This window comes from Nocardiopsis codii (genome assembly GCF_036327455.1).
Lineage (GTDB): Bacteria > Actinomycetota > Actinomycetes > Streptosporangiales > Streptosporangiaceae > Nocardiopsis > Nocardiopsis codii.
In genome coordinates this window covers 129,153-144,340 of record NZ_JAUZMY010000020.1, presented here as the reverse complement: position 1 = coordinate 144,340, position 15,188 = coordinate 129,153, and the positions used below count along the sequence as shown (strand labels likewise).

Sequence of the window (15,188 nt, the reverse complement as noted above, 5' to 3'; positions counted from 1 at the left end):
GAACCGCCGCCACCGCCGCCCTCTCCGGGGGCGTGCTCTCCGGCTGCTCGTCGGGATCGGGCGGCGGGGGGGGGGGGGGGGGGGGGGGGGGGGGGGGGGGGGGAAGGGCGGCGGGGTCCGGGGGATCCGGCCCGGACCGGTCTCAGCCGGCCGGGCGGGTGGCCTCGGAGGCCTGCGGAGTCCGGTCCCGCACGAAGGCCGTGATCGCGCCGATGCTGCTGAGGTCGGCGGGGGTGACCTCCGTGTCGATGGCCGAGACCCCGAAGGCCTCCTGGATCCACTCGACGAGTTCGAGGAGGGCGAGGCTGTCCACGACCCCGGTCTCCACGAGGTCGTAGTCGTCGGGGATCGTCTCCCCTGCGAGGTCGGGGGCGTGGACAGCCACGATGTGGTCCTGGACCCGGTCGCGGATGGTGGTGGTCATGCGGGCCGCCTTTCGATGTGTCGGGCGATGGTCCCCTCGCGGTCGGTCTTTCCTGTACCGGTGACGGGGAAGGGGTCGGTGGTGAGGAGGATGCGGCTCGGCACCGCTGTCCGGTGCAGGGCCCTGGCGGCGGCGGCGCGGAGGGCGAGGTTCGAGGACGCGCCGACTGCCCGGAGCCGGACGGCGGCGACGACCTCGCGGTCGTTCGCGGCCGTGGGCACGGCCGCGACGACGGCGTCGACGACCCCGTCCTGGCGCCTGAGCACGGCCTCGACGTCGTCCAGGGAGACGCGGACCCCGCGCACCTTGACCTGGCGGTCCGCACGCCCGATCAGGCGCAGGGTTCCGTCCGGGTCGACGGTGACGAGGTCACCTGTCCGGAACTCCCTGGTACCGCCGGTGGTGCGCCAGGCGTCGTTGGGCGCGTTGGCGTACCCCAGGGCCTGGAAGGGCGTGGAGACGACGAGTTCTCCGGTGCGGCCGGCACCGTCGGGGGCGGCGGCCCCGAAGGAGCCCGCCGCGCCGGAGGCCACCGGCTCCACCCTGTGGGAGACGCCCTCGATCGGCGTGCCGAGCTCTCCCGGTGCGGCGGTGCGGAGGTCGAGGACGAAGCTGTCGTTGGTCTCGGTACTGCCGTAGACGCTCAGCAGCTCGGCCCTGGGGAACGCGGCCGCCAGGCCCGGGACGGCGTCGGGAGGGAAGAAGTCGCCGGTGGAGACGACCGTGCGCGGCCACCGTGACGTCGCCGCCGCGCCGGCGAGGAGGGTCAGCACGACCGGCACCCCCTGGACGAGGGTGACGCGGTGGGAGTCGATCGCGGCGGCCAGCGCCCTGCCGTCGGTGAGGTCCTGCCGGGCGGCGAACACGACGCGGCCGCCCGCCCGCAGGACCGCCCACACGTCGAGCGTGGCGATGTCGAAGTTGACGGGCGAGAGGCTGAGCGAGGCGTCGTCGGGGGTGAGGGAGAACCGGGTGCGCGCCCAGTCGGTGAAGCGGTCGATGCCGTGGGGGTCGTGGGCGACGATCTTCGGTGCGCCCGTCGAGCCGGAGGTGGTCGTCCAGAGGCCCCCGCGCTCCGGGGAGGCCTCGGACGCGGAGGGCGCCGGCGCCTCGGGGGGACGCCGGCGGAATCCCCGGTACGGATCCTGCCCGGTGTTCGGGCCCAGGTCCCGGTGGAGGGCCTCCACGTACCCGGCCCCGGCCTCCTGCGGGATGACCAGTGCGGGGAGCCCCGCCTCCTGCGCCGCGAGTACGGCGATGACGGCCGCCCCGGCGCGGTCGGCCCGGACGATGCCGACTCCGCCGGGGCCCGGGGCGGCCTCGCGGGCGACCTCGCGGGCGGACGCGACCAGTTCGCCGTAGGTGAGGGCCCCGCCCGTCCACCGCAGCGCCTCCGCGTGCGGTGAGCGGCGGGCGTGTTCCCGCACGGACTCCCAGATGCGAGGCGTGGCCATGTTTCCCCATTCCGAAGACGCGTGGGCCGCTTCTCACCGGCCAGGCAAGAACATACATACACGCATATCGGCCACGGAAGAGGGTTAGGGAATTATGACAGAAAGAGGGAAGAATCAACCACCGACCCCCGCCCTCCGGTCCTCACGGCGACCACTCGACACCTCGCCGAACAACAGAGAAAAAAGCCCTTGAGCTGCGACGACAGGGAATCATGGTGATTTCTCATGCGACTGGTGGGACTCCCGTGAAGGGAGTCGACCATGGCGCACAGGACTTATATTACGATCGCCCGCCGCAGCCGAAAGGGCTGCTCCCGGGCGCCCCTCCGGGGGAGAATCGACTGCCGCCACACCACGATCAGGGAAATGTGCCTTTTAAAGAATTATTAATATTTCCCGCGCACGGAACAGCCCGACCGCACCCCTGGCCGGACGGGGGCGCGGTCGGGCGGCGCGGGACAGCAGTGGGGCCGCCATCCCCGGGGATGGCGGCCCCGGGGATGGCGGCCCGGCCGGGCGGACCCTAGCTCCACTGCCGGCGCATCGTCCAGCGGTCGGACGCGACGTCGCGGGTGATGTCGATGATGCTGGGCTCGCCCGCCTCGGATTCCGCCGAGACGCGGAGCAGGTGGACCTGGGTGGCGGGTGCTCCGGGCACCTCGGGGCGCGCGGGCCAGTCGCCGATGATCCTGCGCACCCGGAAGGTGCGACCGCGCCAGGTGAACTGGGCGGGGGTCCCGCCCTGGGTGGAACGTACGTCGATGTGTTCGTTCAGGAGACTCACACGGGCAGCCTATCGAACTCTTGTTCGAGAAAGTCAATCATCTCGAACGGTCGCCCTGCCGGGCTCTGTCGGACGCGGAACACCCTAGGCGCGCACCGTGCGCGGGCGGGGACCCGTCCGCGGCGTGTCGCGCAGCCGACCCCGACCGCCTCCGGTGACACACCGGAGCGGAGCCCCGGAACAGGCACGATCCGGGCGCCCGCGGGGTTGCCGGAGGTCGCGGAGCGCTCGCCGGGGAACGAGGAGGCGAGCGGCGGCCGGGGGTCCCCGTGCCGGAACTCCCCCGGACCGGGGCGCGGGCCCCGGCCGCCTACACCAGGAAGTACGGCGCGGGGTCGTCCTCCCGCGCGTTCGCGATCCGTGCGAGTATGCGCGGCGGCATGTCGGGCAGCGCGTCCGGCGCGAACCACCGCACCTCCAGGGTCTCGTCCCCTCCGGCGTCGGGCTCCCCTCCGACTGCACGGCAGCGGAAGGCCAGGTCGAGGAACTGCACCCGGTCCCCGTTGGGGTAGGTGTGGGGCTCCTGGCCGACCACGCTGGCCAGCCGTTCGACCTCGACCTCGATGCCGGTCTCCTCCCTGACCTCGCGCACCACCGCCCGGGCGGGCTGCTCACCGGGTTCGAGGATGCCGCCGGGGGTGGCCCAGCGGCCGTCGTCGGCGCGCCTGTGCAGGAGGATGTCGCCGTTCTCCCCGATCACCACCGCCGTCACCCCCACGAGGGGGAGGAGTCCGTGGCCGACGTGGTCGCGCAGTGCGAGAAGGAAGTCAGGTACGGGCATGCCCACGAGCCTACGAGAACGGACGCGGGCGGGGCACGGTCCGGTGAACGGGGCCGCCTCCACCCCGCCGCGCACGACCCTCAGCGCCCCCGTGAGGCGCGCAGCTCGGCGTACTCCTCGGCGAGGACCGACATCAGGACGGCGTCGTGCCACTCCCCGTTCCAGCGCAGGTGCTTGCGCCAGACACCCTCCTCGACGAATCCGGACCTGGCGTAGGACTTCCGGGCGTTGGCGTTGAACGCGAACACCTCCAGGCCCACCCGGTGCAGTCCGGCCACCGTGAACGCGTACTCCAGGACCAGGTCGGTGGCCTCGGTCCCGTAGCCCTTCCCGGTGGAGGCCATGTCGTTGAGCGCGATCCGGTACGCGGCGCAGGCGTTGTCCGGGTCGAGGTCGAGGAGCGCGCAGTCGCCCACGGACGCCCCGTCCTCGCGGGACACGATCACCCAGTCGGCGCGGTCGTGGTGGTCGGGGCGGGTGGCATACCACCGCCGCAGCGCGTCCTCGGTGAACTCGCGGTGGGTGCCGGTGAGTCTGCGGACCTCCGGGTCCATGTCCACGAGCGGGCCGACCAGGGCCTCGCCGCTCTCGGCGTCGAGGGGGACGAGACGCACCTTCGTCCCGTGGAGTGCGGGCTGGTCGCGGAAGACGTCGGGAGGGATCATGGTCGGGATTCCAGCAGAGGACCGCGGGGCCCCGCAACCGTGTTTCCGCCCCCTCGCCGCGCCCCCTGTACGATCCGGGCACGGCGGGCGGCGCCGCGACGCGAGGGGGACCCGGTGACGGTCGGTTCGGGAACGGTCAGCTTCCAGACGGTCCGTGAGACCAACCTGGGCGTCGTGCTGCGCACGGTCCGCGCGCTGGCCCCGTGTTCGCGCGCGGCGGTCGCGTCGGCGACGGGCCTGAACAAGACCACCGTGTCCAGCCTGGTCGCCGACCTGATGGCGCGGGGCCTGGTCCTGGAGACGGGGGAGACCTCGCGGCAGAGGGTGGGGCGCCCGGGGGTGCTGCTGGCGTTGGACGACTCGTCGGTGGCGGCGGTCGGCCTGGAGGTCAACGTCGACTACCTGTCGGTGGTCGCGGTGGACCTGCTGCGGGACGAACTGGTGAGCCGCCACGTCGCCTTCGACGCCCGATCGGCGGGGCCCGAGGCGTGCGCGCGGCGCATCGCGGACACACTGCGGGAGACCGTGGGGGCGCCGGAGCTGAGCGGGCGGGCCGTGGTGGGGGTCGGCGTGGCCGTGCCCGGTCTGATCGACGCCCCGGCGGGCACCGTCACCCACGCCCCCAACCTGGGCTGGCGGGACGTACCCCTGCGGGACCGGGTGGCGGGACTGCTGCGCGGCTCCGGGGTCGTGGACGTTCCCGTCCAGGTGGACAACGACGCCAACCTGGCCGTGACGGCGGAGTACCGGGTGGGGTCCTTCGCGGGCACGCCGGACCTGACGTACGTGACCGGTGAGGTGGGGATCGGCGCCGGCATCCTCGCCGGCGGCGAGCTGTTGCGGGGCGCGGGCGGGTTCGCGGGCGAGGTGGGGCACCTGGCTCTCGCCCCGGACGGCCCGGCGTGCGCGTGCGGGCGCCGGGGCTGCCTGGAGGCGCTGGCGGGGATCGGCGCGATCGTGCGCGGCGCCGTGCCGGACCGGGTTCCCGACCGCGCCCTGTCGGGGAGCGACGTCGCCGAACTGGTGGCGGTGACGGTGGAGCGGGCAGGGAGCGGTGACCGGGTGGCCGTGGGCGCGCTGGAGCGGGCGGGCGCCTGGCTGGGCCGGGGGTTGGCGACGCTCGTCAACGTCACGAACCCGAGCGTGGTGGTGCTGGGCGGGTACTTCGTGCCGATGGGGCCGTGGCTGCTGCCCCACTGCCGGGCGGAGATCGCGGCGAACGTGTTCGCGCCGGGTGCGGGCGGCTGCCGGATCGAGCTGTCGGCCCTGGGGCTGAGCGCGGCGGCCCGGGGCGGGGCCGCGGCGATGATCCACGCGCTGGACGGCGGCCTGCTGCCGCTCCCCGCACCGAGGGCCGCAGGGGTCGCGGAGGTCCCGGGCGACGCGTAGTCCGCCCGGAGCCGGGCCCGGGGCGGATTCCGGCTCCGGGGTCCGGTCCGGAATCCGGCCCCGGGGCCGGTACCGCCGCCCGTCAGTCGCGGGTGAGGCCGAGGGAGGCGACCGCCGTGCCCGCGCGCTCGAACACCAGGTAGAGGTCACGGGTGCCGTGGACGGGCACGCCGTCGGGGGCCGCGGACGCGCGGACCACGGAGAAGTCGTAGCGGTCCTTCCCCGCCGGGACGTCGACGACGGCGAGGGTCGGACCGTCGCCGGGGTCGTCGAGCCGCAGGCGGAGGGTGGTGGCGTGCTCGGCGTTGACCGACAGGTCGCAGCCGGTGGCCCCTCCGCCGAGGTCCACGTCGTGGAACGCCGCCCAGGCTCCGTCGGTCCGGGCGCGCACGGCGTCGCCGCGCTCGGGGGTGAGCGGGCACAGCGACGTGCCCCGCGCCTCGTCGTACCCCGTGGCGGACCACGGGGTGTACGCCTCGCGGGGCGGGATGACCTCCCCGGGGACGTTCAGTGCGGCGCCGGCGCGCACGTCCGTGGCGGAGCGCCCGACGAGCACCTCGCGCGGGGCCTCCTCCACGACGAACCGGTCGCGGGTGGTGTCCCAGAGCGCGAGGTCCTTCACGTCGAACGACACCGCGGCCACGGCGCCCCCGCCGGGTTCGACACGGACCCGGGTGAAGCCGCGCAGCGCGCGCAGGGGTGTCCGCACCCGGGAGGCCAGCTGGCGAGTGTACACCTGCACGACCTCGTCGGCGGGGCGGCTCCCGGTGTTGGCCACCATGACCGTGACGGTGACCCGGCCGCCGTCGACGGTGACTTCCGGCGCCGCGTACTCGACCCGCGTGTAGCCGAGGCCGTGTCCGAACGGGTAGAGCGGCTCCCCCTCGAAGTAGAGGTAGGTGCCGCGCGCGCCGATGATGTCGTAGTCGAGGATGCCGGGGAGGTCGTCGGCGGACCGGTACCAGGTCTGGGTGAGCCTTCCGGAGGGTTCGGCGTCCCCGAACAGCACGTCCGCGAGGGCGTTCCCGTACTCCTGGCCGCCGTGGGCCGACCAGAGGATCGCGGGGACGTGGTCGTCGGCCCAGGTGACGGCGAACGGGTAGCCGCTGGTGAGGACCAGGACGGTGGCCGGGTTGGCCGCGTGGACGGCGCGCAGCACCCGCTCCTGCGCGGTGGGCAGGTCGAGGTCGGCCCGGTCCTCGGTCTCGCGTCCGTTGACCATCGGGTGGTCGCCCGCGACGACGACGGCGACGTCGGCGGTCGCGGCGACCCGGGCGGCCTCCGCCGCTCCCGATCCGAGCCCCGTGATCCGGAAGCCGGCGGCGTGGGCGGGGTCGTCGGTGAGCCGGAGCACGCCCTCGGGTCCGACGGCGACGCGGTGTCCTGTGTGGACCTGGACGAGGCCGGTCAGGCCGTCGGGGCGCTCCTCGAACCGGAAGGTCTGGCGGACCTCCCAGGTACCGGGCCCGGGGGCAGTACAGGCGAGGGTGCCGTCGGGCTGCTCGTCCACGTGGAGCCCGGATCCGGCGGAACGCAGGGCGAAGGCCCCGCCGCCCCAGTCCAGGAGGTCGAAGGCGCTCGTCCCGGAGTCCTCCCCGCGGAGGCGGCCGGGGCGGGTGTGCCCGTCGTCGTCCGTCCGGTGCGGAGCGGGACCGGAGTCCTGCCCCTGGCCGGTGTAGGGGTCGGGGCCGGCATCGGGGTCGGGACCGGTGGTCTCCAGCGGTCCCCCGCCGGACGGGGAGACGACGAGCCCGCGGCCGTGCGCTTCCAGCCGGATGCGGTCGGCGCCCTCGCAGAACACGGCCCCGACGCGTCCGGCGATCCCCGCGCGAGCGGTGACGGCGTAGGGCAGTGTGCCGCTGTACCAGTCCTCCAGCACGGTGTCGGCGAGCTGTCCGATGACGGCGACCCGGCGTACGTCGCGCAGCGGCAGCAGCCCGTCGTTGCGGAGCAGGACGAGTGATCGGGTGGCCGCCTCCCGGGCCAGCGCCCGGTGCGCGGGGGTGTCGTCGGCGTACGCTCCGGCGGTGTCGCCCCCGGCCGCGGGGGCGTCGGCCGTGCCGCTGCCCGCCGGGGGCCCGGGGTCGAACTCGCCGAGCCGCAGTCGGACGGAGAGCACGCGGCGGGCGGCCCGGTCGATGTCGGCCTCGGTGAGCAGGCCCCGCCGCAGCGCCTCCCGGAGGTGCCCGAGGGGGGCGTCGGGGCGGTCGTCGTCCTGGGTGAGGCTGTCGACACCGGCGCGGACGGCGTGCGCGTAGGCGGTGGGCGGGTCGGGGTGGAAGTTCTGGAGCCCGGCCAGGTTGGCGGGGGCGTAGGCGTCGCTGACCACCATCAGGTGGTCGGGGGCGGCGGCGCGCAGGACCTCGTCGATGAGCGGGCTCAGGTGTGCGGGGCGACCGTTGACCAGGTTGTAGGAGGGCATGACGGCGACGGCGGCGCCGTCCGCGAGCGCGGGCAGGTACGCGGGCAGCTCGTACTCGTGCAGGACCCTGGGCGGCAGGTCGCTGGAGGTGACGCACCGGTCCTCCTCGTTGTTGTAGCCGAGGAAGTGCTTGAGGGTCGGGGCGGTGCGCAACCGGGCGCCGTCCCCGGCGAGGCCGCGCGCGTGGGCCGTCGCGAGGAGGCCCGTCAGCCACGGGTCCTCGGAGTACCCCTCCTCGTTGCGCCCCCAGCGGGGGTCGCGCAGGGGGTTGACCACGGGGGCCCACACGTTGCGTCCGGCTCCCCGGTCCAGGCTCGCGAGGACCGCGTCGGCGGTCGCCTCCCCCACGCGGCGGAGCAGGTCGGGGTCCCATGCGCTGGCGAGGCCGACGGCCTGCGGGTAGACGGTGGCGGGGCCGAGCCAGGCGAGTCCGTGCAGCGCCTCGGTACCGGTGCGGAAGGGGCCGAGGCCGACGCGTTCGACGGGGGCCTGGTACTGGTGCAGGAGCCCGAGCTTCTCCTCGGTGGTGAGGCGGCCGAGCAGGTCGTCCAGGCGGCGCTCGTCGGGGAGGCCGGGATCCCGGTGGGGCGGGACGGTCGCGTGCGTGGTCATGGGGGGTTCCGTCTCTCGTGCTCAGGGGCAATGACCCTCGAAATCGAACCGCTTCGACTTCAGCATCGAGGGGATCTTGTGTGCCACATCACAGTGCAGTAATTTGTTTGTCTAAACGGCCAACTAATTCATAGCAAAATGGCCCTTCGTTTCCTACCCCCCTGGGCTCCGGCCTGCACGACCGAAGGAACGACGCTATGCCCCCCACCCCCCTGCTTCGCATGCCCGGCCGCCGACGCTTCCTCGGCCTGGTGGGAGCCTCCACCGCCGCCGCCCTCTCCGGGGGCGTGCTCTCCGGCTGCTCGTCGGGATCGGGCGGCGGTGGCGGCGGTTCCGCCTCCGCCGCCACCTCGCTGGACGACCTGATCCCCACGTACATCCCCTTCGAGGGCGTCACCCCCGACATCGAGGGGCTGCACGGCGCGCCCGACGGATTCACGTCCTACCCCGACACGTTCCTCCAGGCGCTGTCCGAGCCGCGCGGACGCGGCGGCGAGTACACGGCCATGACCCCCATGTGGGGCCCCATCCCCCCGGGTCTGGGCGACAACTCGTTCTTCGACTACGTCAACGGGCGGATGGGCTCGACCGTCAGGTTCAACTTCCAGGACGGCAACTCGATCATCGACAAGATGAACGCGGTGATCGCCGGACGCGACGTCGCCGACATCACGATGTTCCCCGACTGGGTCATCCAGCTGATCCCCCAGTTCAACCGGGCCGTGGGCGAACTCTTCGAGGACCTGACCCCGCACCTGGCCGGTGACGCGGCCTCCGCCTACCCCCTGCTGGCCAACCTGGACAGCGACGCCTGGCGCTGGAACGTCTTCAACGGCCGGCTCCAGGGCGTGCCCTGGCCCTCCGAGCCCTTCAGCAGCTGGGTCCTGTACCGGCGCGACCTCCTGGAGGAGTACGGGATCGAGCCGCCCACCAGCCCGGACGAGCTGTTCGCGATCGGCGAGGAGATCAACGACCCGGACAACAACCGGTGGGCGTTCGGCGACTTCAACCTCAGCATCCGCCAGGTGTTCGGCGCCCCCAAGCAGTGGCGCTACCACAACGGCGAGCTGACCCACATGTTCGAGACGGACGAGTGGCGGGCGAGCGTCGAGTACATGCGCAACCTGTTCGACGCCGGGCTCGTCCACCCCGACATCGTCGCCCAGGCCGACAACTCCAAGGAACTGCTCAACTCCGGCCAGATCGTCTTCAACCAGGACGGCGTCGGCGCCTGGCACGAGACGTACGCGGCGATGCTCGGCGACCACCCCGACTTCCGCCTGGACCTGATGCCGGTGTTCGGCGACTCCGGGCGGGACCCCGTCATGCACAGCGGGGACCCCTCGGGGCAGTCCGTGTTCGTCCGCAGGGGCATGGAGCCCGAGCAGGTGGAGGAGGTCCTCACCATCCTCGACTTCTGCGCGGCGCCGTTCGGCACCCGGGAGTACATGGACTACCGCTACGGCGAGGAGGGCGTCCACCACGAGCGCGACGACCGGGGAGCGCCGCAGCTGACCGACCTGGGCAACGGCGAGGTCAACGACGGCTACTACTTCCTGAGCGGGCGCCCCCAGGCGGTCACCGAGAGCCAGTACCCGGACTTCGTCCGGTGGAAGACGGACTGGTACAACGACGCCGCCCAGTACACCGAGGAGGACCCGTTCGCGGGCATCCGCATCCAGCGCCCCGAGCGGTTCTCCGGTGCGGAGACCCCCCTGACCGACAAGGTCGAGGACATCATCCGCGGGCGCGAGGACCTCGGGCAGCTGGACCAGGCCGTCGCGGACTGGCGGCGCGACGGCGGCGACGAGGGCCGGGAGTTCTACCTGGAGGTCCTCCAGGAGCACGGCCGTGACTGAGCGGACCGACACACCCGTCGGCGGCGCCTCCGGTCCCGAACCGCTGCACGGGTCCCCGGACAGTGCCCGGACAGGGGACGGCACGGGCCGGACCCCGCACGCGCCGCGCTCCGCGGCCCCCTCGTCCCGGAAACGCGGGGGCCGGGCGCGGTCCCGGGCCGTCCCCGACGTCCGGCGCCCGTCCCGCGCACCGCTGCGCTCCCGGTTGCGCCGGGACTGGCAGCTGCTGCTGATGACGGCCCCGGCGCTCGGGCTGCTGGCGGTCTTCCACTACGCGCCGACCCTCGGCAACGTCATCGCCTTCCAGGAGTACAACCCCTGGGACGGCGTCCTGGGCAGCCCGTGGGTGGGGTTCGCCCAGTTCGAGCGGTTGTTCACCGACGCCCGCTTCTGGAGCGCGGCGGGCAACACCCTCGTCATCGCCGCCGTCCAGCTGGTGTTCTTCTTCCCGGTCCCGATCGCCCTGGCGATCCTGCTGGACAGCGTCATGACCCCGAGGCTGCGGCTGATCCTCCAGAGCATCGTCTACATGCCCCACTTCTTCTCGTGGGTCCTGGTCGTCACCCTGTTCCAGCAGATCCTGGGCGGGGCCGGGCTGTTCTCCCAGCTGTTGCGGCAGAACGGGTACGCGCCGCTGGAGATCATGAGCAACCCCGACGCGTTCCTGTTCGTGGTCACCTCGCAGATGATCTGGAAGGACGCCGGCTGGGGGACGATCATCTTCCTCGCCGCGCTGGCGGCCATCAACCAGAACCTCTACGAGTCGGCCGCCGTGGACGGCGCCAACCGCTGGCAGCGCATGTGGCACATCACCCTGCCCGGCCTGCGGCCCGTCATCATCCTGCTGCTGATCCTCAAGATCGGCGACATCCTCAACGTCGGGTTCGAGCAGTTCTACCTGCAACGGGACGCCTTCGGCGCCCAGGTCTCCGAGGTGCTGGACACCTTCATCTACCACCAGACCCTGGTCACGGGGAACTTCGGTGCGGGAGCGGTCGCGGGCCTGGTGAAGGGCGTCGTCGGCCTGGTCCTGATCCTGCTGGCCAACAAGCTGGCCCACAAGATGGGCGAAAACGGAATCTACCGACGCGCATGAGCACACTGTTCAAGGACCGCCCCGTGTGGGCGGAACGCCCGAGCCTCCCCGCCCGCGCCGCGAAGAACACCACCCTGGCGGCGATCGCGGCCGTCATCGTCCTCCCCCTCTACGTCGTGATCCTGACCAGCGTGTCCCCCGCCTCCGCGGTGAACGACGCGGGCGGGCTCGTCCTGGTGCCGCAGGGCTTCTCCCTCCAGGCCTACGCCGACCTGTTCGGCGGCGGCGTGGTGACCCGGGCCGTACTGGTGAGCCTGGGGGTGACGGCGGTCGGCACGGCCGTCAGCCTGGCCGCCACGGTCCTGGCCGCGTACGGGCTGTCCCAGCCGGGTTCGCTGTGGCACCGGCCGCTGCTGTTCGCGGTCCTGCTGACGTTCCTGTTCGCACCCGGCATGATTCCGCTGTACCTGCTGGTCAGCGACCTGGGCCTGATCGACAGCTACTGGTCGCTGATCCTGCCGACGGCGGTCAACGCGTTCAACCTGGTGGTGATGCGGGCGTTCTTCATGAACCTGCCGGGGGAGATCGCCGACAGCGCCCGGGTGGACGGGGCCAACGAGTGGACCATCCTGACCCGCCTGGTCCTGCCGATGTCGAAGGGGGTCACGGCGGTCGTCGGGCTGTTCTACGCGGTGGGCTACTGGAACGCCTTCTTCAACGCGATCCTCTACATCAACGACAACGCCAAGTGGCCGTTGCAGCTGGTGCTGCGGCAGTACGTCCAGCAGGGGCAGCAGCTCAGTTCGAGTTCGGTGATCGGCAACGCGGTCCAGGGGACGGCGTCGGCGCCCAACCTGGCCATCCAGATGGCCATCGTCGTGGTGGCCCTGGTGCCCGTCACGTTCATCTATCCCCTGGTGCAGAAGCACTTCACGAAGGGCGTCATCATCGGCGCGGTCAAGGGGTAGCGGCTCCCCGGCGGTCCCGTCCGACGCGGGCGGGACCGCCGGGGCCGGTCTCCTGGCGGGGCCGGGGAGCACCCGGACCGCCGTGCCCGCACACGCCGACCGTGACGGCCCGGGCCCGCACGACCGGTCGGCCGTCCTCGTCCTCGTCCGGGGTGCAGACGGTCCCGCACCCTCCGCCGTGACCTCGTACTCGCAGCGGGTTCGGGCGTCGCGGCTACGAGTACGAGGCCAACCGGGTCAGGGGCCTCGCGTCACACGGGCGACGGTCCCGGCCGGCACGCTAGGCAGGGTCGCCGTAGACGATGCCCCGCCCGTTGGTGCCGATGTAGACCCGGCCGTAGACGTTCGGGTCACCGGTCACCACGGCGCCCGTCCAGCCCCACTGGTGCTGGTCGTCGTTGATCCGGACCCAGGACCCGCCCGCGTCGTCGGAGCGGAAGATCCCCCGCACGCCGTCGATCCGCGAGCTGGTGTAGACCGCCGGGTAGTCGGAGCCCGGCGCGGGGGCGCCGAAGCCGACGGCGTCGCCCTCGTCCACCGCCTCGACGCGCTCGAAGGAGGCGCCCGCGTCGGTGGTGCGCCACATCCCGTAGTCGTCCCCGGTCCCCCCGGCGACCCACACGTCCCCGGTGTGGCCGGGTACCGCGCCGAAGCGGATGTTGCCCTCGGCGGGCAGTCCGTCGAAGCCCGCCGTGAAGGCGGCCCCGCCGTCCGTACTGGTGTAGAAGGTTCCGCCGGCGACGGCGTAGAAGACGTCCGGGTCCACCCGGTCGGCCTCGACCCCGGCCCCCGCGGGAACCCCGGTGGACGCCGTCCACGACGACCCGGTGGTGGACACGTGCACGCCTGTGCCGTCCGGGCTCCACACGATCGCCGCGCCGTCGGCGCCGACCGCGACGGTGCCTCCGCCGGTCACCCCGGCGGGTTCCTGACCGGTCCACCAGCTGTCACCGCCGTCGGTGGACAGGCCGATGGCGGCGTCGTCCGCTCCGCCGCCGACCCGCGCGATGGTCGCGGGCGCGAGTTCGGCGAAGTCGAGGCCGGTCCCGGCCCCCCAGTGGGGCTCGTGGAACATCCGGTCGGGGACGGTGTCCAGGTCCTCGTGGGTGAAGCCGCCGAGGTCGAGCATCGCCGAGTGGAGGGGTGCGCCCTCGGGCGGGCTGATCAGGTCGTTGACGGCGGTCTCCTCGATGCCGTGGGCCCTCACCTCGATGTCGACGGTGGTGTCGGTGTCCCAGTCGGTGAGGTTGTCGCTGCCGTAGACGGTCGCGCCGGTGCCGTACATGAACCGGTCGGAGTCGAACGGGTCGATGGCCATGGCCTGGGTCATCCAGCCGAGCTTGGGCTGGGTCTCCGGAGGTGTGCCGGCGCCGCCCCAGTCGAGCCAGGGCGCCGTGGAGATGTCCAGGTCGTAGCGGGTCTCGCGCTCGGGGTAGGAGCTGTACTCCCAGGCCTGGGTCCAGGTCTCGCCCCGGTCGGTACTGCGGTAGATCTGGATGTCCGGCCACCAGGAGATCTGGGTGGCGACCATCAGCGTGTCCGGGTCCTGGCGGTCGATGGTGAGCCCGCCGTAGCCGAAGTAGTTGTCCTCGGAGTCGGAGGGCACGGGACTGACCCGCGTCCACTCGCCGCCGGCGGTGTCGAGCCGCCACACGTCGCCGGAGTCTCCGTCGTAGGGTCCGGGGGTGCTGGTGGTGGCGAGGTAGAGCTGGCCGCCCTCGTGGTCCACGACGGCGTGCGCGGGCAGGAACCCGGTGGGCGCACCGGGCACGGGCTCCCAGGTCAGGCCGGCGTCCTGGCTCCGGTAGAGGGGGTCGTCCAGGTCGGCGACACCCGCGTAGACGTCCTGGGTGGGTTCGCCGGGGGTGCCGCTGGAGGGGTCGAAGGCCACCCACGTGACGCCGGTGATGTCGCTCATCATCCCCGTGTCGTCGCCGGGGTCCTGGACGTAGTCGCCGGGGTTGGGGAACGCCTCCACCTCGGCCCAGGTCTCGCCGAAGTCGGTGCTGCGCCACAGCCCGTGGCCGCCCCGCGCCCCGAAGTACACGACGCTGTTGTCGTGGGGGTCCACGGCGAGGCGTTCGCCGAGGCCGCGGCCGGGCATGTTGCCGCCCAGCTTGAACGGCAGCTCGGTGGCGTCCCAGGTCTCGCCCCGGTCGTCGGAGCGCAGGATCGCCCCGTTGCCGGGGTCCCAGTCGTTGGTGTAGGTGCCGGCGGCGGCGTAGACGCGGTCGGGGTCGACGGGGTCGGTGGCGATGCTGACCACTCCCGTCCAGCCCCACTCGTCCCAGCCGACCCAGTCGAGGAGGGGGTCCCAGCGCTCGGTGGCGTTGTCCCAGCGGTAGGCGCCGCCGATGTCGGTGCGGGCGTAGGCCAGGCCGGGTTCGGTCTCGCTGAAGACGATCCCGGGCACGAACCCTCCCCCGGCGATCTGCGCGTTGTCCCACGTGTACGCGTCCTGTGCGGAGGACGGTTCGGCGGGGGCGGCGCCGGCGGTGGTTCCGTCGGCCACGACGGCCGACGCGGCGAACACGGTGGCGGCGGTGGCGGCCAGGAGCCGCCGTGACCGGGCGGAGGGCTCGGTGGGTTCGGGGGGTTCGGGGGGTCTGGGGGATCCGGCGGGGCCGGGACGGTGCGGAGGCATGGGCGGGCTCCTCGGTGGGGGGACACGTCCGCCGCCGGGAAATCCGGGGCCCGGGGCGGGCGCGAATTCACCCTTAGTCTGATTAGACGACTAAGTCGCGGCAAGGGGTGTTGGGCGACCAATTTCGAAGCGCTTCGACAGTGGTCTCGC

General features: G+C 72.9%; 11 protein-coding genes. 4 read left to right on the top strand and 7 right to left on the bottom strand.

Annotated elements, in window-relative coordinates; all coding sequences use genetic code 11:
- Positions 1-142: 142 nt before the first annotated feature.
- The 5 genes from Q8791_RS20225 to Q8791_RS20205 form a co-directional block, all read right to left on the bottom strand.
- Positions 143-424, bottom strand: a complete 282-nt coding sequence (locus Q8791_RS20225; protein ID WP_330093322.1) for an acyl carrier protein — start codon at positions 422-424, stop codon at positions 143-145.
- Positions 421-1,878 (bottom strand): AMP-binding protein, encoded by a 1,458-nt coding sequence (locus Q8791_RS20220; RefSeq protein WP_330093321.1) that lies wholly within the window; start codon positions 1,876-1,878, stop codon positions 421-423. The genes Q8791_RS20225 and Q8791_RS20220 overlap by 4 nt, the downstream gene beginning before the upstream one ends.
- 523 nt (positions 1,879-2,401) lie before the next feature.
- Complete coding sequence (locus Q8791_RS20215) at positions 2,402-2,662, bottom strand: DUF6504 family protein (protein WP_330093320.1); 261 nt, start codon at positions 2,660-2,662, stop codon at positions 2,402-2,404.
- 310 nt (positions 2,663-2,972) lie between these two features.
- Positions 2,973-3,443 carry an NUDIX hydrolase gene (locus tag Q8791_RS20210; protein WP_330093319.1) on the bottom strand — a complete coding sequence of 157 codons (471 nt, stop codon included), beginning with the start codon at positions 3,441-3,443 and terminating at the stop codon, positions 2,973-2,975.
- A gap of 80 nt (positions 3,444-3,523) precedes the next feature.
- Positions 3,524-4,108 (bottom strand): GNAT family N-acetyltransferase, encoded by a 585-nt coding sequence (locus tag Q8791_RS20205; protein ID WP_330093318.1) that lies wholly within the window; start codon positions 4,106-4,108, stop codon positions 3,524-3,526.
- Between the two features lie 114 nt (positions 4,109-4,222).
- Here Q8791_RS20205 and Q8791_RS20200 point away from each other — a divergent pair, with 114 nt between their 5' ends.
- Entirely contained in the window at positions 4,223-5,497 is a 1,275-nt protein-coding gene (locus tag Q8791_RS20200; RefSeq protein ID WP_330093317.1) for an ROK family transcriptional regulator, read from the top strand.
- An 82-nt stretch (positions 5,498-5,579) separates the two neighbouring features.
- Here the strand turns inward: Q8791_RS20200 and Q8791_RS20195 are convergent, their stop codons facing one another.
- Entirely contained in the window at positions 5,580-8,531 is a 2,952-nt protein-coding gene (locus Q8791_RS20195) for a glycoside hydrolase family 3 C-terminal domain-containing protein (protein ID WP_330093316.1), read from the bottom strand.
- Positions 8,532-8,728: 197 nt separating this feature from the next.
- Here Q8791_RS20195 and Q8791_RS20190 point away from each other — a divergent pair, with 197 nt between their 5' ends.
- Genes Q8791_RS20190 through Q8791_RS20180 form a run of 3 tightly spaced genes read left to right on the top strand, consistent with a single transcriptional unit; the run spans position 8,729 to position 12,394 of the window.
- On the top strand, positions 8,729-10,390 hold the full coding sequence (locus Q8791_RS20190; protein ID WP_330093315.1) for an extracellular solute-binding protein: 1,662 nt from the start codon (positions 8,729-8,731) through the stop codon (positions 10,388-10,390).
- A 43-nt stretch (positions 10,391-10,433) separates the two neighbouring features.
- Entirely contained in the window at positions 10,434-11,486 is a 1,053-nt protein-coding gene (locus tag Q8791_RS20185; protein WP_330093327.1) for an ABC transporter permease, read from the top strand.
- Positions 11,483-12,394 (top strand): carbohydrate ABC transporter permease, encoded by a 912-nt coding sequence (locus Q8791_RS20180; protein WP_330093314.1) that lies wholly within the window; start codon positions 11,483-11,485, stop codon positions 12,392-12,394. Before Q8791_RS20185 ends, Q8791_RS20180 begins: the two co-directional genes overlap by 4 nt.
- A gap of 280 nt (positions 12,395-12,674) precedes the next feature.
- Here Q8791_RS20180 and Q8791_RS20175 read toward each other — a convergent pair whose 3' ends face one another.
- Positions 12,675-15,038, bottom strand: a complete 2,364-nt coding sequence (locus Q8791_RS20175) for a WD40/YVTN/BNR-like repeat-containing protein (RefSeq protein WP_407942028.1) — start codon at positions 15,036-15,038, stop codon at positions 12,675-12,677.
- Between the last annotated feature and the right edge of the window lie 150 nt (positions 15,039-15,188).